The 18,984-nt window shown below is 72.6% G+C and carries 17 protein-coding genes; 9 read left to right on the forward strand and 8 right to left on the reverse strand.

Annotated elements, in window-relative coordinates; genetic code table 11:
* Positions 1-29 precede the first annotated feature (29 nt).
* Positions 30-989: a DUF5996 family protein gene (locus tag FFT09_RS20715; protein WP_081190354.1), complete on the forward strand. Its 960-nt coding sequence runs from the start codon at positions 30-32 to the stop codon at positions 987-989.
* Between the two features lie 79 nt (positions 990-1,068).
* Here FFT09_RS20715 and FFT09_RS20720 read toward each other — a convergent pair whose 3' ends face one another.
* Genes FFT09_RS20720 through FFT09_RS20740 form a run of 5 tightly spaced genes read right to left on the reverse strand, consistent with a single transcriptional unit; the run spans position 1,069 to position 7,009 of the window.
* Positions 1,069-2,106 carry an ABC transporter substrate-binding protein gene (locus FFT09_RS20720; protein WP_081190355.1) on the reverse strand — a complete coding sequence of 346 codons (1,038 nt, stop codon included), beginning with the start codon at positions 2,104-2,106 and terminating at the stop codon, positions 1,069-1,071.
* The gene (locus tag FFT09_RS20725) at positions 2,103-2,939 is read right to left on the reverse strand and encodes an ABC transporter ATP-binding protein (RefSeq protein WP_138383731.1); all 837 of its coding nucleotides are present in this window, start codon (positions 2,937-2,939) and stop codon (positions 2,103-2,105) included. Before FFT09_RS20725 ends, FFT09_RS20720 begins: the two co-directional genes overlap by 4 nt.
* Positions 2,936-4,045, reverse strand: coding sequence for a FecCD family ABC transporter permease (locus FFT09_RS20730; protein WP_176218201.1), 1,110 nt, complete (start codon positions 4,043-4,045; stop codon positions 2,936-2,938). Before FFT09_RS20730 ends, FFT09_RS20725 begins: the two co-directional genes overlap by 4 nt.
* Positions 4,042-5,814, reverse strand: coding sequence for a prolyl oligopeptidase family serine peptidase (locus tag FFT09_RS20735; protein ID WP_138383732.1), 1,773 nt, complete (start codon positions 5,812-5,814; stop codon positions 4,042-4,044). The genes FFT09_RS20730 and FFT09_RS20735 overlap by 4 nt, the downstream gene beginning before the upstream one ends.
* Before the next feature lie 4 nt (positions 5,815-5,818).
* Positions 5,819-7,009, reverse strand: a complete 1,191-nt coding sequence (locus FFT09_RS20740) for a hypothetical protein (protein WP_138383733.1) — start codon at positions 7,007-7,009, stop codon at positions 5,819-5,821.
* A 115-nt stretch (positions 7,010-7,124) separates the two neighbouring features.
* Between FFT09_RS20740 and amiA the strand changes: the two genes are divergently transcribed.
* The 7 genes from amiA (at position 7,125) to FFT09_RS20770 (ending at position 14,983) form a co-directional block, all read left to right on the forward strand.
* Positions 7,125-7,223: a streptamidine family RiPP gene (gene amiA / locus FFT09_RS23395; protein WP_244231444.1), complete on the forward strand. Its 99-nt coding sequence runs from the start codon at positions 7,125-7,127 to the stop codon at positions 7,221-7,223.
* A gap of 87 nt (positions 7,224-7,310) precedes the next feature.
* The gene (locus FFT09_RS20745) at positions 7,311-8,156 is read left to right on the forward strand and encodes a hypothetical protein (RefSeq protein ID WP_138383734.1); all 846 of its coding nucleotides are present in this window, start codon (positions 7,311-7,313) and stop codon (positions 8,154-8,156) included.
* Positions 8,153-9,148 (forward strand): CocE/NonD family hydrolase, encoded by a 996-nt coding sequence (locus tag FFT09_RS20750; RefSeq protein ID WP_138383735.1) that lies wholly within the window; start codon positions 8,153-8,155, stop codon positions 9,146-9,148. The genes FFT09_RS20745 and FFT09_RS20750 overlap by 4 nt, the downstream gene beginning before the upstream one ends.
* On the forward strand, positions 9,145-10,575 hold the full coding sequence (locus FFT09_RS20755) for a YcaO-like family protein (protein ID WP_208544482.1): 1,431 nt from the start codon (positions 9,145-9,147) through the stop codon (positions 10,573-10,575). Before FFT09_RS20750 ends, FFT09_RS20755 begins: the two co-directional genes overlap by 4 nt.
* Positions 10,576-10,584: 9 nt before the next feature.
* Positions 10,585-11,652 carry a nitroreductase family protein gene (locus FFT09_RS20760; protein ID WP_138383737.1) on the forward strand — a complete coding sequence of 356 codons (1,068 nt, stop codon included), beginning with the start codon at positions 10,585-10,587 and terminating at the stop codon, positions 11,650-11,652.
* The gene (locus FFT09_RS20765) at positions 11,649-13,295 is read left to right on the forward strand and encodes an ABC transporter ATP-binding protein/permease (protein WP_138383738.1); all 1,647 of its coding nucleotides are present in this window, start codon (positions 11,649-11,651) and stop codon (positions 13,293-13,295) included. Before FFT09_RS20760 ends, FFT09_RS20765 begins: the two co-directional genes overlap by 4 nt.
* Entirely contained in the window at positions 13,292-14,983 is a 1,692-nt protein-coding gene (locus FFT09_RS20770; protein WP_208544483.1) for an ABC transporter ATP-binding protein, read from the forward strand. The genes FFT09_RS20765 and FFT09_RS20770 overlap by 4 nt, the downstream gene beginning before the upstream one ends.
* 15 nt (positions 14,984-14,998) lie before the next feature.
* Here the strand turns inward: FFT09_RS20770 and FFT09_RS20775 are convergent, their stop codons facing one another.
* A complete protein-coding gene (locus tag FFT09_RS20775; protein WP_138383739.1) occupies positions 14,999-15,994 on the reverse strand; it encodes a helix-turn-helix domain-containing protein in 996 nt (331 codons plus the stop codon).
* A gap of 106 nt (positions 15,995-16,100) precedes the next feature.
* Here FFT09_RS20775 and FFT09_RS20780 point away from each other — a divergent pair, with 106 nt between their 5' ends.
* Positions 16,101-17,048: an MBL fold metallo-hydrolase gene (locus tag FFT09_RS20780; RefSeq protein ID WP_138383740.1), complete on the forward strand. Its 948-nt coding sequence runs from the start codon at positions 16,101-16,103 to the stop codon at positions 17,046-17,048.
* 9 nt (positions 17,049-17,057) lie between these two features.
* Here FFT09_RS20780 and FFT09_RS20785 read toward each other — a convergent pair whose 3' ends face one another.
* Complete coding sequence (locus FFT09_RS20785; protein ID WP_138383741.1) at positions 17,058-17,924, reverse strand: GNAT family N-acetyltransferase; 867 nt, start codon at positions 17,922-17,924, stop codon at positions 17,058-17,060.
* Positions 17,925-17,968: 44 nt separating this feature from the next.
* The gene (locus tag FFT09_RS20790; RefSeq protein ID WP_081190366.1) at positions 17,969-18,889 is read right to left on the reverse strand and encodes a proteasome assembly chaperone family protein; all 921 of its coding nucleotides are present in this window, start codon (positions 18,887-18,889) and stop codon (positions 17,969-17,971) included.
* Positions 18,890-18,984 lie beyond the last annotated feature (95 nt).

Consider the following 18,984-nt stretch of genomic DNA (forward strand, 5'->3'; position numbering starts at 1 on the left):
TCCCGGCGCCGCCAAGGATGTGAGCACCGATGACCGGCCCCACGACCACGAGCTGGCCGAGCCTACGGGTTTCGGACTGGACACCCACCCGCGAGACCCTGCACATGTGGACCCAGATCGTGGGCAAGATCCGCATGGCCCACGCTCCCCTGCTCAACCACTGGTGGCAGGTGACGCTGTACGTCAGCCCACGAGGGCTGACGACGTCGACGATTCCCCACCGCACGGGTGCCTTCGAGATCGAGTTCGACTTCATCGGCCACCAGCTCGAGGTCCGCAGCAGCAGCGGCGAGGTCCGGAGTCTCCCGCTCCGGCCGATGCCGGTCGCGGAGTTCTACACCCGGATCCTGGACACGCTCGACCAGCTCCAGATCGAGGCGGCCATCCGGCCGCACCCCAACGAGGTCGACCCGGCGATCCCCTTCGCCGAGGACCACACCCACGCATCCTACGACGGCGAGGCGGCCGCCCTGTTCTGGCGACAGCTGCTGCAGGCGAACCGGGTGATCGGCGAGTTCCGGTCGCACTTCGTCGGCAAGGTCAGTCCGGTGCACTTCTTCTGGGGCGGGATGGACCTCGCCTGCACCCGCTTCTCCGGGCGGTCGGCTCCTCCGCATCCGGGCGGCGTGCCCAACTGCGGGGACTGGGTCATGGTCGAGGGCTACTCCCGCGAGTTGTCCAGCTGCGGGTTCTGGCCCGGCGGTGGAGACGAAGGGGCCTTCTACTCGTACGCCTATCCCGAACCCGAGGGCTTCGCCGATCAGCCGATCGCCCCCGACGGCGCGTACTTCAGCTCCGAGTTCCAGCAGTTCCTGCTGCCCTACGAGGCCGCCCGTGCCGCACCCGAACCCGACCGCGCCGTCGCCGAGTTCCTCCACACCACCTACGAAGCCGCCGCGAACCGCGGACACTGGGACCGCGGTTCGCTGGAAGACGACCCCTCCCGGTGGCACGGAACCTCCGCGCCACAACGACACGGCAGCGCCTGAGCAGGCCGAACCGCCAGAGCCCATCCCGACTGGGCCGGAAGGACGAACGGATGCCGCCGGCACGACCCGGTTCTCGTGCTCAGAACGCCTCGGGATAGAGGCGCCCGGCGATGGTCTCGACGGCGTCGATGTTGCCGAGTGTGCCCGGATACAGATCACTCTGCGGTACGGCGATCAGCAGGTCGTCCTGGACGGCGGGAACGTCGGGGAAGGTCTCGCGGAGGTAGGCCCTGGTGCGCTCCTGCTGACCGGGGCTGGCGACGCCGAACACGATGGCATCGGGGTTCCGGCTGACGATCTCTTCGGGATTGATCTCCGCGGCGAAGAAGTCGGCGAACTCGGGCGCGTCGGGATCGAAGACGTTCTCGCCCCCGGCCTGCTCGATGATGTCCGCTTCGACGCCGGCTCCGATGGCGCCGAGCGAGTTTCCCTCAACATACACCTGCGCGACGCTGGGACGGGGGCGGTCTCGCACGGCGGCCTGGACCGCGGCCAGCCGATCCCGGCCCGCCTGCGCGAGGTCGTCGGCCGCGCCGGGAACCCGGAGGATCTCGCCCAGGTTGGCGATGTCGGTGAGCACGTCGGTGACCTCGGCGGTGTTGCGCCGGTCGGCACAGCCACCGGTGGCCACGTAGGCCCGGGCTCCGTTGGCGTCGAGCTGCTCGATGCTGGCGAATCCCTGCTCGGCGGTGAACTCGTACTCGGTGGGCGAGACCACGAGATCGGGCTCGGCGGCGAGCAGGTCCTCGCGTGCGGGCGGGGTGTCGGTGCTGAGCACGGGGACGCCCTCGGCCTGGTCCGCGATGTCCTCGGGCAGGGCCGAGGTGTCCGTCTGTGCCTGACCGACCAGCGAGTCCGCGACGCCCAGCCGGATCAGCAGCTCGGTCTGCGACGGCATCATGCCGACCACGCTCTCCGGTGCGGAGTCGAACCTCAGTTCGCGTCCGCAGTTGGTGACGGTCACGGTCCTGCCTGTGGCGGTCTCGTCGGCGGCGTCCGAGGTGACGCCGCCGCCACAAGCCGACAACGCGACCGGAGCGAACGCGAGCGCCGCGAGTGCGGTCCCGCCTCTGCGCCCGCGCGGTCGGCGAGTCGAGCGGTCCTGAGTGGGCATCATCGTGTGGTTGTTCCTTTCTGAGCGGTACCGAGGTTGTCGATGTCGTCGATGTCGTCGATGTCGTCGCGCACACGCGAATCGAAGAGGAAGTGCGACTGCCCGGAGTCGGGGTGGGCGACGGCAGTGGACTCGACGCCGAACACCGAGCGGAGGAGATCGGTGTCGAGGGTGTCCTCCGGAGTGCCCCACGCGACGAGATGTCCGTTGTCGAGCACGCCGATGGTGTCGCAGAACCGGGCCGCGAGGTTGAGATCGTGCAGCGCGATGAGGACCGTGCGGTTCGTCGTGCGCACCAGATCGAGCAGTTCGAGCTGGTGGGCGATGTCGAGATGGTTCGTGGGTTCGTCGAGCACGAGCACGGGCGTGTCCTGGGCGAGGGCTCGCGCGAACAGCACCCGCTGCCGTTCCCCGCCGGAGAGCTGTGAGAAGGCCCTACCGGCCAGGTCGCTGGCACCGACCCGGGCGAGGGCATCGGATGCCACCGCGAGATCGTGCTCGGAGTCGCGGCCGAACCCGCGCCCGTGCGGGATGCGCCCCAGCAGCACGAGTTCGAGCACCGGGATCTCGAACTCCTCGCTGTGCTCCTGCGTCATCACCGCGACCCGGTGCGCCACCTGCCTGCGGCTGAGCGCGGTGAGGGCGGTTCCGTCGTAGCTGACCGTTCCCGCCGAGGGGGCGTCGATCCCCGCCAGTGCGCGCAGCAGCGTGGACTTGCCGCTGCCGTTGGGGCCGAGGAGCCCGAGGACGCTGCGCGACGGTACGGAGATGCTCACGTCCGTGACGACTCGACGTCCACCGCGGCTGGCGGCCAGATTCTCGATGTCGACTCTCATCGGCCCACTCCCACGCTGTCGGCGCGGTCGCGTCGCAGCAGCCAGAGGAAGAACGGCGCCCCGACCAGCGCGGTGAGCACCCCGAGCGGGATTTCGGAGGGAGCGGCGGCGGTCCTGGCGAGCAGATCGCAGGCGGCGAGGAAGACCGCGCCGCCGAGCACGGCGACCGGGAGCATCCTGCGGTGATCCGAGCCGACGACGATGCGCGCGATGTGCGGAATGATGAGGCCGACGAATCCGATGCCGCCGGAGACGGCGACCACGGCGCCGGTCAGCAGGGCGGCCGCGACGAGGACGCTGCTGCGGAGCCGGTCGACGTGGATACCCAGCGACTTGGCCGCGTCGTCGCCGACGAGCAGCGCGTTGAGCGAGCGCGCGCGCAGCAGGGCGAAGAGCCCGGCGATCACCAGTGCGACGGCGGGCAGCAGCAAATGGTTCATCGTCGCCGCCGAGACCGACCCCAGCAGGAAGAACATGATGCTGTAGACGTTCTGCGCGTCCGTCGAGATGGTCAGGTAGCTGGTGATCGCACTGAACAGGGAGCCGAGGGCGACACCGGCGAGAATCAGTCGCTGCGGCGCGATACGACCACCTTTGCGCGCGAGGAAGTACACGGCCGCGGTGGCGACGACCGCTCCGGCGAACGCCGACGCTCCGATCCCCAGTGAACTGAGCCCGGCGCCGAGAACGATGAAGGAGACGGCACCGACGCCCGCGCCTGCGGAGACGCCCAGGATGTAGGGCTCGGCCAGCGAGTTGTGGACCACGGCCTGGATCAGTGCCCCAGCCAGTGCCAGCGCGGCGCCGGTGAGAGCGGCCAGCACGGTGCGCGGGAGGCGGAACTGCCACACCGCGTTGTCCTGGATGGTGCTCAGCGACCCGTCGGACATCCACGGCATTCCGGGAAGAAGGTGCCCGGCGATGAGCTTGAGCGCGTCGGCCGGAGCGACGGCGATCGTGCCGATGCTCGCCGAGAGCACGACGACGGCCAGCAGCGCCAGAGTGAGGCCCGGCAGGAGAATCCGGAACGCCAGCGTTGCGCGTCGCCGTGGTCCGGCCGGGAACGTGCCCTGTTGCCCGGCGTTGCCCGTGCGGGTTGATGTCATGGATGTCGGATGCTTTCCCAGGTCGTGGTCGGGTCGGCGTGCTCGGCGCTGGTCGTGGTGGCCGCGAAGGCGAGCACGGTGGCTCCGAGCCGGTGGAGGCTGTCGAGCCGGTTGCTGCCGTGCCCGGTGTCCTCGGCGCACCAGAGCGCGGCGTCACCACCGGCGCGCCGCAGTGCGTCGACCACGGCGTGGGTGTCGTCGGACGCGACTCGGGAATCGGCTTCGAGCACGATGCCGAGGAAGCGTGGAAGGCGCGCGCCGGACGGGAAGGTCCGGGCGCGGTGCAGTGGTGAGATGCGGCGCAAGCGGTCGCGGTCATCCGGGACGTCGGGATCGCCGAACTCGCTGATCCAGTGGTGTCCGAGCGGGTGCGCCCTGAGGTTGAGCAGATCCAGCGGCGCCGCCGTGCTCACGACGCCCGCGCAGAGGCCCGGAGCGGCGAGGGCACAGCTCACGGCGAGCACCCCGCCGTGCGAGGCACCCACGATCACGAGCTGCTCGGGCCGGGTGTATCCGGCGTCGACGAGCCCGCGGGCGACGCAGACCAGATCGTCGACACCGCGTGCCTTTCTGGGGCCACGTCCGGCGTCGCGCCAGGCGCTGCCGTGCTCTCCCCCGCCTCGCACCTGCGCGATGGCGTACCTGCCGCCGTGTTCGATCCACGCGGGCACGGTGGGCTCGAACACCGGCAGGCTCGGCACCCCGAAGCCGCCGTAACACGTCAGGATCAGGGGTGCCGGGCCGTCGAGGCGTGCCGGGGACGTGATCGTGACCGGGACCGGTGTTCCGTCATCCGCCAGGACGTTGTGCCTGCGGGTTCGGGCCACGGTCGCCGGTGTCGGGCCGGCTGAGTCAGCCGAGGTCAGCAGGTCTTCCGCGAGGACGACTCGCGGGGGCAGCGCCGGTCCCTCGACGAGGACGTGGAAGCGTCCCGCGTCCGCGCTGACGTCGGAGGCGACAGCCGGGTTCGATCGGTGGGCGACGGGCCGATCGACGACCGGCCTTCCGTCAGCGAGCCGGATGAGGACACTGCGGCCTGCCCGGACACCGGCGATGAGCACCTCGGCGCCGTTCGCGGCCAGCGCGGTCACCCGCACGGTCGGGTCGTGCCAGGACCACCGTTCGGTTCCGCTGCCAGGGTCGAGAAGGTGCAACCCGGTCCCGTCGTCGACGAGGACGTCGTCGCCGAACGGCAGGACACGCACGATCGCCGGAAACGTGGCGAGGTCGGCCCCGGTGGCGCGGTCGCGAAGGCGGGTGGGCCGTCCCGGGCGGCTTTCCGCGAGCAGCGTTCGCCCCCGGCCACCCGGGAAGATCCGCACCCGGGCATCGGCCGCCACAGCCGTGGTCGCCAACCGCCCTGTGGTGACGTCGAGGCTGTGCAGGCGGCCGGGCACGCCGGTGACGAGCTCGACGGTGCGGGAGCCGGTATCCCAGACCATGGGGTCGTAGCGGCATGGGATGTCGGGATGTCGCCGCAGCCCGCCCGAGGCGACGTCGAGGATCGCCAGCTGGGCGTTCTCGTCGGCGCGATCGGCGAGCTGGAAGGCGATGTGGCTGCCGTCGGGCGACGGTGCCATGCGCAGGATGTGCCCGTCGGGTTCGAGGACGGCCTCGCCGGTGTCCGGACGGTAGATCCCCCGGCGTTGCCGTCCCCGTGGGCGGCCGAGCGAGAAACCGCCGTCCGGCAGGCCGGGGCGGCCGTAGTGTTCCCAACGCCTCAGGGCGGCGTCGAGTGCCGGGTCGCACGGCAGGGTCGCGGGCTCCATCAGCTCACCTGCCGATCGTGTCGGCGGCGCTGCCCTGCCAGTACAGGTGCCCGCCCTCGTCCAGCGGGGTGGGCATCGTGATGGTGTCGATCCCGTCCTCGCCGATGAGGTGGAGCTGGCCGTCACCACCGCGCGTCACGGCCACCACGGCACCGGACGGATCGAGCGCGACGGCTCTGCGCTGGGCCGGGGAGTCGCCGACGGGATCCCAGGGCAGGCGTCCCGGAACGGGGGGATGCGACAGCGCCGGAAGCGACTCCGTGCGCACGGCGCGCATGCTCGGACCGGAACGGTCGATGATCGTCAGGGTGTCGCCGTCGGGATGGATGGTGGCGACGGCTGCCCGGCCACCGCCGAGCGCGAAGCGGAAGGCCAGTCCCGCCGGTAGCGGCGTGCTGCGCGTGTGGCCGGTGGAGAGGTCCACGTCGACGAGGTGATTGGTCCACGCTGTCCAGTCGCTCGGTGCGGTGGGCCCGCCGCGACAGACACCGACCGCCCGTCCCGTGCCCGGATCGAAGCGCAGGTAGAACGCCCGTCCGGGTACCGGCCAGGGGACGACGCCGATCGGGCGTGGGACCCGGTGGTCGACCACGAACCGTTCCAATCCCCTGCTGGTCGCCGTCGCGGCGATCCCGGTTTGCTGATCGACGACGTCGCCGTGCCCGTCGTCGCCGACGTCGGTCGTGGCCTCCCCGGTCAGCCGGGGCACGTGGGGGGCGGCGTCGAGGCCGCGTTGGAGTGGGATCGTCTCCAGAGCACCGGGTTCGCGGTGCCGCAGCACAATGGACGGTTCTCCGTCGAGTTGGTCGGGCACGACCATGCCGCCGGGCTCGCCGACCCGGGCGCGAAAGCGCACCGACTCGCCGGAGTCCACATCGACGACCGTGACGATGTCGCTCCATGCTCGAGAGTTCGCGCCGATCCCGGTCGTGACGACGAGATGGGTGCCCGTGGCATCGCAGGCGAGGTGCTCACCCGGGATGGCGACGGGGATGCGCCGGCAGCCGTCACCGTCGCACACGACGAGAGCGCCGCCACGGTCGTCGACGAAGGCCCAGGACCGGCCTCCCGGAAGGGCCAGCACACCGGCGTGTTCGGCGAGAACGGCGGACCCGAGCGGGCGCACGGTGCCGCCGTGGACGGTGTGGTTGCGGCCGCTCCGGTAGTCGGCGACGACGAGCTGCGGGAGGTCCATACCCGAAGACTATTGCACATGAGAATCATTCTCAACTAGCGTGAGTGGTGTTCGCATCGGCGAACCCGGGTCGGCCCTCCCGCCGATCCGGACCATCCGAGGAAAGGAGTCCGCAATGGACGAAAAGATCGTTGCCGAGATCGAGGAGCCCGAGCAGCTGGCGCACCTGTCCGCCACGCACTCCAACGCGCTCGTCGAGAACCCGTTCGACTGACCACAGCCCCCCACGACGGTCAGTGAGCAACGACACCCGGTCGGGCAGCCCCAGGGTTGCCCGACCGGGCCGTTCGAGAGGTCGACGATGGTCGGAGATTCTGCCCACGCCCGCGCCCGTGTCCCCGGTACCGGGGCGGAGGTACTCATCGACGCCGACGGCACCGGGCTGGTTCGCACCGCCGACGGACGGTTCCTGCGACTGCGGTCCGTACCGCCGGGGTTGCCGGACATCCTGCGGGGCACCCGCGACGGCGGTGACGACGTGGCCGCGTACGCGCGGCGGCTTCGCGAGGAACTACTCTCCCGGGAGGAGGCGCACGCGCGGGCGCGGTGGCCGGCTGCCCGGCGCCGAGTGGTGCTCCTCGGACGCGGCACGGCCGTCGAGGATCTCGCGGAGGCGCTGCGCGAGTGGGGCGTCACCCCCGTCCGGCACGCCGACGCGGCGGCGTTGCTCGCGGCCTGCCACGTCGAGTCCGTTCCCTGGGATGTGGTGATCGGCTACGCGGATTCCCCGGCGGAGCGGGCGGGCTGGGACCGGCTCGACGACCTCCCGGGCCGTGGCACCACGTGGGTGCGCGCGTATCGGGAGGGCGAGGTGTGCTTCGTCGATCCGGTCGCGTCGAGGGGCGAGGACCCGGGCAGCGAACAGGTTCGGCGACGGCGCCTGGCGGCGAGCCCGGTCCCCCGCGAGTTCGAAGCCTGGCAGAACGCCGCGGCCGAGAGCGGACCACTGCCCTGGACGGCGCGTTCGCTGCTGGTGAGCCGCGTTCTCGCCGTGCTGCTGGCATGGGCACACGGACCCGACACCGTGCGGTCCTACCGCACGACGCTCTGGAAGTTCGTTCCCGCCACCGCGACGATCAGCGAGCACCCGATCCTGGCCTATCCGCCGCCCGCCGTCGCCGTCCAGCCGGAGGCCGTGCGGTCATGACGGGCGGACGGGGCGAGCCGCACGTGTGCCGGTTGCGCGACGGCACCGAGTTGCACGGCAGGTTCTGGGCGTGCGCGCATCCGGCGGGTGTCGTGGTGATCCGCACGCCTTACGACGCGGACGCGCACGCGTCCACGGCACGATCCTGGAACGCGCGCGGCTATCACTGCCTGGTCCAGGACGTGCGCGGCCGGTACCGGTCCCAGGGAGCATGGGAGCCCTTCCGGCACGAGGAAAACGACGGTGGCCAGGTGCTTTTCCGGCTCGGCGCCGACCATCCGGGCCTGCCGGTCCTGTTGTTCGGTGCGTCGTATGCCGCGCACACGGCGCTGGAAGCCGCACGCGCCGCCGCGCGAACACGTCCCGCCGTCGTGGCGGGAATCATCGTGCTCGTGCCCGCGCTCGGCCTCGCCGAAACCGCGTGGGACAGCACCGGTGCCCCACGCCTGCGGCAGCGGATCGGCTGGTGGCACGAGCACGGACGCGCCCGCCGTTCCCGGCCCGCACTACCCGCCGCCGAACTCGACCGGCGCACCGCACAGGCCGCCGAAGCCGGTGTCCTCGACGCCGCGACGAGCTGGGGCTGGAGCGCGGAGACCGTAGCGTCGTGGCGACGCCTGTGGGCGGCCGACCGGATCGACCTGGCGGCGCGCTACGGCCTGCTCGATCTCCCGCTGCTGGTGATCAGCGGCGACGACGACTTCTTCGATGCCGACGCCCGGCGGCTCGCGCGCGCCTGGCCGGGAGCCAGCCACTTCGCCACCGGACCGTGGGGACACACGCTGGCGGCTGGTGTCGCCGACCCGGCGGTGCGCGCCGGTATCCGGCGAGCGGGCGGGCTGGCGCGGCTCATCGACGGCTGGCTGTCGGCGCAGGGACTGCCCGGAAATACGGAGGAACCGGTCGAGCCAGCCGGCTGGGCCGGCTCGCCGACCCGGTCGCGGCTCGATCCCGAGGCCGCGACATGGCAGCACGAAAGGGCCACACCATGACCGAGCCCGACAACGACGGGCGGGCCGAGCAGGCGGGGCCGGCGGCGTCTCCGCCACCGGAGAACGTCCTGCCCATCGAGGCGCTGGTCGATCCGGAGTGCGGCGTGATCCGCTCCGTGCGGCCGGTGCCGCACCCTCGCGGGGCACCCACCGCCTACACCGGGTTGACCGCCGCCGTCTCCGACGCGCGCCGGCTCGGCGAGTGGCCTGCCGACCGCGTCTCGCTGGGAACCTCGTTCGGCGACGTCGAGCAGGCGCGGATCGCCGCCATCGCCGAGGGTGTCGAGCGGTACTGCGGGAACTGGCTTCCGGCCGAGCTTGACCCCGACCAGCTGCGCGTCGGCAGCCGCGCGGACCTGATCAGCGCCGGACTGCACCCGATCCGGCTCAGCGAGCTGCCCACGTTCGCGTCCTGGCAGTACGACCGCCGGGGCTTTCCCTACCACCGGTTCACCGAGGACACTCCGGCGCTGTGGGCTCGATGCGCCGACGAGCACGGCAGCGACGTGTGGTTGCCCGCCTCGCTGGTCTACCTGAACTGGCGGCAGTCGCGGTTCCGGCGGCTGCCGCGCGTCCACCACCTCAACTACGCCGGAATCGCCACCGGGCAGGGCACCGCCGACGCCCGCGATCGGGGCGTCCTCGAAATCGTCGAGCGTGACGCACTGGAACTGTGGTGGCACCTCGACGGCCCGACCGTCGGCATCGATCCCGCCAGCGTGCCCGGCCTCGCGGACGACCTGGCCGGCAGCAGCCTGACCGTCTCGCTGGTCGTCATGCCCTCGGAGTTCGCCCCCGCCGTCGCGGCACTCGTCCACGATCCGGACCGTGGCCTGTACGCGGCGGGGTTCGCCGCCGCGCTCGACCCGGCCCGCGCCGCCCGGAAGGCGGTGCTGGAAGCCGTGCACACCTGGGTCTACACCCAGGGTTGCACGAGTGCCGACGGCTGGGTCTTCCGTGCCGTCGAGCAGGGGCTCATGGCGCGCGGGCTGTACCTCGACTTCCGTGCGGACGCCTCCTACCTCGACGCCGCGGGGGCGCACTGCGAGCACATCATCGATCTCGGTGCCCATGTCCAGGTCTGGCTCGACCCGCGCGTGCACCGCGAGGCCCGCCGGTTCACCGATCCGGCAGGCGGGACCCGCGCGGTCACCGAGATCCCGGCGGTGTCCATGGAAGAGATCTACCGGCGCCTGGCCGTCCGGGGGCACCGCGTCCTCACCCGCGATCTGACGACCTCGGACATCCGGCGAACGCCGCTGCGCGTGGTCCGCACGATCGTCACCGGGCTCGTGCCCAACGCCCCGGCCGCCTTCGCCTACCTCGGCATGCCGCGCTTCGAGCGAGCCGCCCTCGAACGCGGGTGGCGCACCTCCTGGGACGGCGGCCCCCACAGCTTCACCCTCGTTCCTCCCCCGCACATGTGAAGGCCGCTGATGACCCCTCCGTTCGCAGACGCCGCACCGCCGGGGCGCACTCCTCCGGCGCTCGACCTCCCCGCCGCGCTCACGCGCACGACCACGGTCGAGACTCCCGGGCCACCCGTTCCCCCCGGTCCACGGGTGAACCCGTGGCACGTCGCGGGGGCCGTCCCGGTGCGCCTGCCCGACCGGGAGCGGCGGCTGCTCGAGGGACTGTGGCGCGGCACCGGCACCCATCGTCTCCTGGACGGGACGGCCAGCGACATCCGGCAGCGGCCCGTGCCGTCGGCGGGCGCCGCCTATCCCGTGCAGACCCACCTGGTCGTCGGCAGGTCCGGGGGCGGGGAGCTGGAAGCGGGACGGTACGTCTACGACCACGAGCGGGCCACGCTGCTGCGCCGCGACGAAGCACGGGAACAGGATGCGGGCTGGACCGGCCCGGCCGCGAGTACGCCGGGCACCCGGCTGATTTTGACCGTCCAGCCGGGTCGCAGTTTCGGGCGGTACCGCCACCGCTGCTGGCCGCTCTGGATCGCCGACGTCGCCTACGCACTGGCCGCCGTCGAGTTCCTGCTCGCCACCCGCGCCATGCCGGTCACGCTCGGCCCCAGCGGGCGGATCAGGGAGCTGCTCGGCGTCGCGCCGGGTGCGGACCACGAGCGGTGGCTCGCGCGCGGGCTCGTTCCCGAGATCCCGCTGGCGGCCCTCGACCTGCCCGCCGCCTGGACGGTCGCGGCCGACCGGTCGGAGGCGCTGGGCGCGCGGCGTTCACCCGCGCTTCGCGAGTTCGAGGACCGGGTCCCGCGCGTGCGCGACCGGCGCACCGAGGACGTCGCCCGTGCGTCGGGTCAGGGGTGGGTGCGCGGCGCGGCCCGGGTGCGAGCGTGGTCGGTCGCGTCCGGGGCGTCGGCTCCCGACGTCGCCACCGCACTCTGGAGTGCCCACCGCGGCGCGGCGTCGGAATGCTACGAGGCAGCGCGCTCGGGTCGCTGGCGGTGCAGGCCCGTCTCCGGGTTCGCGGCCCGCGACGGGCGGTGGATCGTGCATGCCCTGGCCATGCTGCCGGGCAGGGATCGCCCATGATGATCGTGCGCGAGCTGTGGCGCGAAGCGGCTCGGTTCCCTGCCCCGTTGGCGTCGAGTATCGGACTGTTGGTCCTGGTGTCCGCCACGCACGTCGCGCAGGCCGTGGCGATCGCATTGGCGATGTCGGCGGTGCTGAGCGGGCGGGGCGGGGACGTGCTCGTGGCGCTGGCGTCGATCGCCGGGATCGCGCTGGCCCGGCTGGTGCTCTCGCTGGCGCAGACCGCGGCGGCGGCGCGCCTCGGCGGGCACGTGCGGCAGGCGCTGCGCCGCAGAGCGATGCGGGCCGCCCTGGTGCCCGCCCGGCTGCACGACACGGATACCCGGGACGGGTCGGTACGCGCCGCCCTGAGCGACGGCATCGACGGCACCGACGCGTACGTGTCGAAGTACCTGCCCGCCGTCGCCCAGGTCGCTCTCACCTGCCCGCTCGTGGTCGTCGCCCTGCTCTTGCTCTCCCCGTGGGCCGGCGTGTGCGTGGGCCTCGGTGTGGTGCTCGCGCTGGCGGGCCCGGTGGCCTGGAACCGGGTGAGCGCCCGGCGCGGCGTCCAGCACTGGGACAGCTACGAGTCCCTCAGCGCCGACCTGCTCGAATCCCTGCGGGGCATGGCCACACTGCGCGCCCTCGGCGACGTCCCCGGTACCCGGCAGCGCCTCCACGCCCGGTCCGAAGCACTCCGCCGCGCCACCGAGCGGGTCATGCGTGCCTCCCTGGCCGGGACGGGCATCACGGACTTCGGTGTCCAGGCCGGTGTCGTCGCGGCCACCCTCACCGCCCTCGCCCACGCGGCCACCGGAGTCTCCCCGACGCTGGAGGTGTACGCGATCCTGTTGCTCGCCTCCGAGGCGTTCCGGCCCGTCCGCGACCTCTCCCGGCACTGGCACGCCGGCTTTCTCGGGCTGACCGCGATCCCCGGGCTCGCCGCCCTCGCAGCGTTCACCGACCCCACGCCCACCACGGAGGACAGGCGGACAGAGCGGCCCGCCGCGGCACCGGACGCGACCGAGCTGCGCGTGAGCGGGCTGACCTTTCGCTACCCCGGCATGGGCCGTCCGGTACTCGACCGGCTCGACCTCACGGCGCGCCGCGGTGCCCTCAGCGCGGTCGTCGGCCCTTCCGGAGCGGGCAAGTCGACGCTGTTCGATCTCCTCCTCGGGTTCCTCTCGCCCGAAGCCGGGCGGATCGAGCTCGACGGACGCCCGGTGCGCGACGGCGACATCGCGGTGGTCTCGCAACGGCCCGTGCTCTTCGCGGGCACCATCCGCGACAACCTCGCCGTCACCGGCACCCCGGCGGAGTCCGAACTCGAGGACGCCTGCCGCGCCGCCGGGATCATGGCCGAGATCGAGACGTTCCCCCACGGGCTCGACACCGAGGTCGCCGAAGCCGGATCGAGCCTGTCGGGCGGGCAGCGGCAGCGCCTCGCCCTGGCGCGCGCGCTGCTCGCGCGGCGGCCGGTCCTGCTCGTCGACGAGCCGACCAGCGCCCTGGATACCGACCGGGCCGCGGACGTGACCCGGACCCTGCACCGGGTCGCCCGCGACCGCATCGTGATCATGATCAGCCACCGGCCCGAGACGCTCGCCGACGTGGCCGAGCTGGTGTCACTCGCCGCACCTCCGCTCGACAGGAGCACCCCGTGAACTCCTCTCCCGCGCGCGCCTTCGGTGCCCTGCTGCCCGCACTGCGGCCGGAACGGCGCGGCATGGTCCGGAGCTACCTGGTCGGCACGGCCAGTGCCCTCGCGCTGACCGGGCTCTCGGTGGTGAGCGCATGGGCGGTCGGGCACGCCGTGATCGACCGCACGCTGCCCGGTCCCGCGCTGTGGATCGTCCTGATCGGACTGACTGTGGTGCGTACCGTGCTCACGTGGCACGAGATGGACGTCTCCCACGCCCTCGCCTACCGGGTCCTGGCACGCCTGCGCATGGCGCTGTTCGACGCCTACGCTCGCAGCGTGCCCGGCAGGCGCCGCGAGCACTCCGGACGCGCCGCGAGCGTGGCGATGGGCGACATCGAGCGGCTCGAGTTCTTCTACGCCCACACCGTCGCGCAGCTCGGCACGTCCGCCACCGTCCTGCTCACCTCGGTGATCACCGCGCTGGTGCTCCTGCCCGAGGCCGGACTGGTCCTGCTCGTCGGCAGCCTTCTCGTGGCCGGCAGCGCGTGGTACCGGGCACGCGCCATCCGGCACCTCGGTGCGGACGAACAACACGAACGCTCGGCCCTGTCCGCGCGGATCGTCGACGCGCTCGGCGCCCTGCGCGAGGTTCTCGCCTACAACCTCGCCTCCCGCGTCATCGACGACGCCGGCCACACCACCGCCCGGGCCACCACGATCACGCGGCGCCGTGAACTGCTGACCCAACAGGCCAACGCCGTCCGCGAGTTCCTCGTCACCGCGGTCGTCATCGGCGTGATCGCCACCAGCGGCATCGCCGCGGGGATGCTCTCCGACACCGAGCAGGCGCGACTGTCGCCCGCCGTGCTGCCCGCGCTGGTCGCGATCGCCCTCGCCGGTGTCTCGGCGGCCACCGACGCCACGACCACCCTCACGCAGCTGCACCCGCTGATCGCCAGCGCACAGCGCGTCGCGACCGGCCTGCACCGAGCCCCGGTCGTCACGGCACCCACAGCACCGCGACCGCTGCCCGACGGGCCGCTCGGGCTGCGCTTCGCCGACGTGTCGTTCTCCTATGAGGATCGACCTCCGACGCTGAACGGCTGGTCGGCCGAGATCGCCGCGGGCGAGCACGTCGGTGTGGCCGGTCCGTCCGGCTCGGGCAAGAGCACGATCATCGCCTTGGCCGCCCGGCTGCGGGATCCCGACTCAGGCGGCATCGAACTCGTCGGCGACGACGGCACGGGCATCCCGCTCACCGAACTCGACGACGTGTCCCTGCGCGCCGCCGTCGCCCTGGTCGACCAGGAAGCCACCCTGTTCCACGGGACCGTGCGCGACAACCTCGTCCGCGGCAGCGGCCCACGACGCGACGACGAGCTGACCGCGCTCCTCGATCGGGTCGGTGCCCGGTCCTGGGCCGGCCTCGACGACGAACTCGGGCAGGGCGGGCTCCGCCTGTCCGGCGGACAGCAAGCCCGCCTCTGCCTCGCCCGGGCGCTCGCCCGCGAACCCCGAATCCTGCTGGTCGACGAGATCACCGCGAGCCTCGACCCCGAGACCGAATACGCGATCTCCGACGTCATCGCCGACTACGACGGCACTGTGCTCGTCGCGTCACACCGCGCCGACACACTCGCCCGGCTCCACCGGGTGATCACGATCAGCTCCGGCGGTATCCGCCCGGCCACCCCCGCTGCCACGCCCTGATCAGGCCGGGTCGGCTCACTGCCCGTCCCACTCCATGGCCGCGAGCAGCGCCCGCGCCCGATCGTTCGGCGCGTAGACGACGCTGTGCCCGTCCCTGCGGGCGGTCACGAGATCGTCCGTGCGCAACCGCCGCAGGTGGTAGGACACCGTGGCGGGGCTGAGGCCGTGCCGGGCGGCGAGTTCGGAGGTTGACCGGGGCGTGGCCAGGTCGGCCAGCAACGCGATGCGCCGTGCGCCCAGTACCGGTGGCCCCAGCACCGGACCCGGTGGCGCCCACACCCGACCGCGCCCCCGGGCGGGATAGCCCAGCAGCACCCGTCCCGGGCTGCCGTGCCACCACGCGGGCCACGGCAGGAAGACCGACGGCGCCAAGACGACACCGGGCTCGGGCGCGAGCACCGCCTCGGCGGGGGTGTCCCTGGTCAGCCGCTGCCCGTCCCAGCACAGCGACGGGTGCAGCCCGCCGAGGATGCCGCCGAAACCCTCCCGGGCCGCCACAGCGGCACGGGCGCGCACGTCTTCGTCGAGGACCCGCTCGAGGGCGGGCCAGTCGTCGGCGAGCACGACGTCCCAGCTGTAGCGCAGTTGAGCCGCCGAGGTCTCCGCGACGGCCCGCTCGCCGCCGCTGTCGAGGACGGCGGTGACCGCGTGTGGCAGCACGGCGCCGAACGCCGCCCGCAGTTCCGTCCGGACGGTGTCGGCCGGGGTCCGGGCGACGCGGGCCAGCTCGGCCGCCACGGGCGAGTCGTACGTCTCCGGCCAGGGCACGAGGAAGTCCGGCACGTACGTCGGCCCGCCGTCCGGAGTGCCGGGCGCGCCGCCCAGCAGCGCGGACAGCAGCTCCATCCGGCGCGGATCGAGGCGGGAGCGCGTGCGGTCCACCCATGCCCGCGCGAACGGTGCCCTGGCCGGGTGGGTCAGCACTTCCAGCGCGCACGACAGCTCGGCCAGCCGCGACAGCGCAAACCGGGAACGCGCGAGCCGCCCCGGGCCGACGTGGAGCGTCAGCACGCGCACCCCCGGTGGGGATTCGACGCACGTCGAATCAGTCGCACCGAGACCACCCCGCCTGCTCCACTGCTGTTCACCTATCGCGACCGGGAACGGAGTGATCATCATGGCGCACCACGTGCGACGGCGCACCGTCGTGCTCGGAGGAATGGCGGCCGGGCTGGCCGCGGCCGGGGCGGCCAGCCCGGCGATCGCCGCGACGGCCGGGCACGGTGGCCCGGCGCCGACCGTAACGCGGCGACTCGGCGGCTTCGAGGTCGTCGCCCTGCTGGATGCCCACGGCCCGTTCTTCCTCACCATGGACGAGGCGTTCGACGGAGCCACCGAGCACGACTGGGACCGCGCGCGCCGGGTCGATCCCGGCGCCTTCGGTCCGGAGCGCACGTGGAACCTGGACTTCCGGTGTTTCGCCGTCCGCCTTCCGTCGGGCGGGTACGCGCTCGTGGACGCCGGGGTGGGACCGGAGGGCAGCCCCGCGTCGGCGTGGGCACCCGTGCCGGGCGAGCTGCCCCTGCGGCTGGCCGAGGCGGGGATCAGGTCGGGCGACGTCCGCATCGTCGTCCTCACCCACTTGCACGCCGACCACGCGGGCTGGTCGGTGTCCCCGGAGGGGATGCCGTACTTCCCGAATGCCCGCTACGTCGTGCAGCGGACGGAGATCAGCGCGCTCGAACGCAACGGCGACGAGACGATCCTGCCCTTCGTGGTGGAGCCTCTGCGGGACAGCGGGCAGCTCGACCCCGTCGGCGGCGGCGTGTGCCTGGCACGCACGGCACGGGGAGGACTGATGACGGTGCCGACCCCGGGTCACACGCCGGGCCACCAATCCGTGCTGGTGCGCGACCACGGCGAGCAAATCCTGATCACCGGTGACGTCCTCGTCCACGCCGTGCAGCTGGTCGCCCCGAACGTCGCCTACCGATTCGAGGCCGACCCCGCGCTCGCGCGGCGCACCCGCCGCGCGCTGCTCGACGCGGCGGGCGAGTGGCCGACGTGGCTGGCGACGGCACATCTCACCCGGCCGTTCCTGCGCGCCGAGTCCGGCGACCGCTGATGGAGAACCTCACTGATCCCGGTAGCGGTCCCGGATTTCGGGGAGCCGCCGAAAGCCTGCCGACCTGTAGGTGGTGACGGCACCGACGTTGGAACTCGGGGTGTACACGATCGCGCTCGACGCACCCAGCTCCCGCAGCGCGGCCGCCGCGGCGAGCGTGATCGCCCTGCCGTGGCCCCGGCCGCGGTGTTCCCGGTGCACGCCCATCGGCTCCAGCAACCCGGGCCTGCCCGGACCGGCCGACCACACGGTCACCACCGCCACCGCGACGTCCTGATCGTCGTACGCGACCAGGCACCGGGCGTCGGCGTACGGTGCTCCGGCCGCCATCGCATGCCAGCGTTCGTCCGTGAACGTCGAGCCGTCGAACGAGGCTCGCAGTACCGCGGCCCACACCGGCGCACACTCCGGCCCGGCCACCTCCATTCGCACGCCCGGGTCCGGCACGGGCTCCGTGAGGTCGCGGCGCAGCGGTGTCCACGGCTCGGCGTCGTCCCAGCCGTGCTGGGACAGCAGGTCGTGGAACAGCGTGCCCGTCGGCGCTTCGACGGCCACCTTCCCGGCGGGCAGGACTCCGCGCCGCGGCTCGGTCACATCCGCGACGAGCTGCCGCGCCAGCGCCTCCTCCCGCATCGCATCCGGCGCGATCGTCAGCCGCAACAGTGTGGGGCCGTCCAGCAGCCCGACGGCCAGAGTCCGGCCGTCTCGGCTCCACGTCCGGATCGCCGCGGCCGTCGCCTCGGCACCGAAGCGCCAGAACCACCCCAGATCACCCGGATGCAACTGCCACGGTGCCCCGTCGTCCTGCCACTCCCGCAGCACGGCCACGGTCTCGCTGAGCCCGGCCACTCCCGGTGTGGTCAATACGGTCGCCATGAACCGGATCCCACACCACCGCGCCCGCGGTGTGCATCCGGTTTTCAGTCCCCCGGTTCCGCCGGGCCCTGCCTGCGCTCGGCCAGGAACCGCTCGAAGTGCTCCGCCAGCTCGTCACCGCTGGGCATCTCGTCGGTGTCGGCGAGGAGATTGCTCTCCGGTCTCGCCTCCGCGTAGGCGTCGTACTGCCGCTCCAGCGCGCCGACCACGTCGGCGACCTCGTCACTGTCGTTGACCTGCCGGTCGATCTCCGCGTTGGTCTCGTCGGCGGCGTCGCGGAGGGTGGCCAGCGGCACCCGCAGGCCGGTGGCCTCGGTGACCACGTCGAACAACCGCAGCGCCGCCGCGGGGTAGCGCGACTGGGCCAGGTAGTGCGGGACGTGGGCGGCGAATCCCACCACGTCGTGTCCCGCCTGTCCCAGCCGGTACTCGAGCAGGGCCGCCGCGTTACCGGGCACTTCCACCTGGTTGAAGACGGCGCGGTCGCCGCGCACCAGTTCCGGACGGGTGCCGTGCGCGGTGATCCCGAGTGGCCGGGTGTGGGGCACCCCCATGGGAATGCCGTGGGCGTTGACCGACAACCGCACACCCCAGCGCTGGACGAGCCCGCGGACGGCGGCGACGAACGTCTCCCACTCGCGGTCCGGCTCGGGCCCGGTGAACAGCAGAAACGGCGTCCCGTCCGCGTCGTGGAGCAGGCGGACGACCAGCTCGGGCTCGTCGTAGTCGGCCCAGTGGTCGGCCACGAACGTCATAGCGGGGCGCCGCGAGCGGTAGTCGAGCAGCCGGTCCACGTCGAACCGGGCCACCACGGGGCCGTCGAACTCCGACAGCAGGTGCCCGCTGAGCGTGCCGCCCGCCGAACCCGCGTCGACGAAGCCCTCGAAGTGGTAGAGCAGCACCAGGTCCTCCGGCACACCTACCCCGGAGTCCAGGTCGTAGAGCTGCTCCGGATTGCGATCCACCGTGACCCTCCTGACTTCACCGCCACTGCCTGCACAGGGCGTAACGCTTGCTGACGCCAGTTCAATCCCATCACATCGCTCGTGGCCGCACCGCC

This window comes from Saccharomonospora piscinae (assembly GCF_005862235.1).
Lineage (GTDB): Bacteria > Actinomycetota > Actinomycetes > Mycobacteriales > Pseudonocardiaceae > Saccharomonospora > Saccharomonospora piscinae.

What these genes read in the sequence shown, in the direction of transcription:
- FFT09_RS20715 (WP_081190354.1), top strand. Translation starts at nt 30, where the DNA reads ATGACCGGCCCCACGACCACGAGCTGGCCGAGCCTACGGGTTTCGGAC.
- FFT09_RS20720 (WP_081190355.1), bottom strand. Translation starts at nt 2,106, where the DNA reads ATGATGCCCACTCAGGACCGCTCGACTCGCCGACCGCGCGGGCGCAGA.
- FFT09_RS20725 (WP_138383731.1), bottom strand. Translation starts at nt 2,939, where the DNA reads ATGAGAGTCGACATCGAGAATCTGGCCGCCAGCCGCGGTGGACGTCGA.
- FFT09_RS20730 (WP_176218201.1), bottom strand. Translation starts at nt 4,045, where the DNA reads ATGACATCAACCCGCACGGGCAACGCCGGGCAACAGGGCACGTTCCCG.
- FFT09_RS20735 (WP_138383732.1), bottom strand. Translation starts at nt 5,814, where the DNA reads ATGGAGCCCGCGACCCTGCCGTGCGACCCGGCACTCGACGCCGCCCTG.
- FFT09_RS20740 (WP_138383733.1), bottom strand. Translation starts at nt 7,009, where the DNA reads ATGGACCTCCCGCAGCTCGTCGTCGCCGACTACCGGAGCGGCCGCAAC.
- amiA (WP_244231444.1), top strand. Translation starts at nt 7,125, where the DNA reads ATGGACGAAAAGATCGTTGCCGAGATCGAGGAGCCCGAGCAGCTGGCG.
- FFT09_RS20745 (WP_138383734.1), top strand. Translation starts at nt 7,311, where the DNA reads ATGGTCGGAGATTCTGCCCACGCCCGCGCCCGTGTCCCCGGTACCGGG.
- FFT09_RS20750 (WP_138383735.1), top strand. Translation starts at nt 8,153, where the DNA reads ATGACGGGCGGACGGGGCGAGCCGCACGTGTGCCGGTTGCGCGACGGC.
- FFT09_RS20755 (WP_208544482.1), top strand. Translation starts at nt 9,145, where the DNA reads ATGACCGAGCCCGACAACGACGGGCGGGCCGAGCAGGCGGGGCCGGCG.
- FFT09_RS20760 (WP_138383737.1), top strand. Translation starts at nt 10,585, where the DNA reads ATGACCCCTCCGTTCGCAGACGCCGCACCGCCGGGGCGCACTCCTCCG.
- FFT09_RS20765 (WP_138383738.1), top strand. Translation starts at nt 11,649, where the DNA reads ATGATGATCGTGCGCGAGCTGTGGCGCGAAGCGGCTCGGTTCCCTGCC.
- FFT09_RS20780 (WP_138383740.1), top strand. Translation starts at nt 16,101, where the DNA reads ATGGCGCACCACGTGCGACGGCGCACCGTCGTGCTCGGAGGAATGGCG.
- FFT09_RS20785 (WP_138383741.1), bottom strand. Translation starts at nt 17,924, where the DNA reads ATGGCGACCGTATTGACCACACCGGGAGTGGCCGGGCTCAGCGAGACC.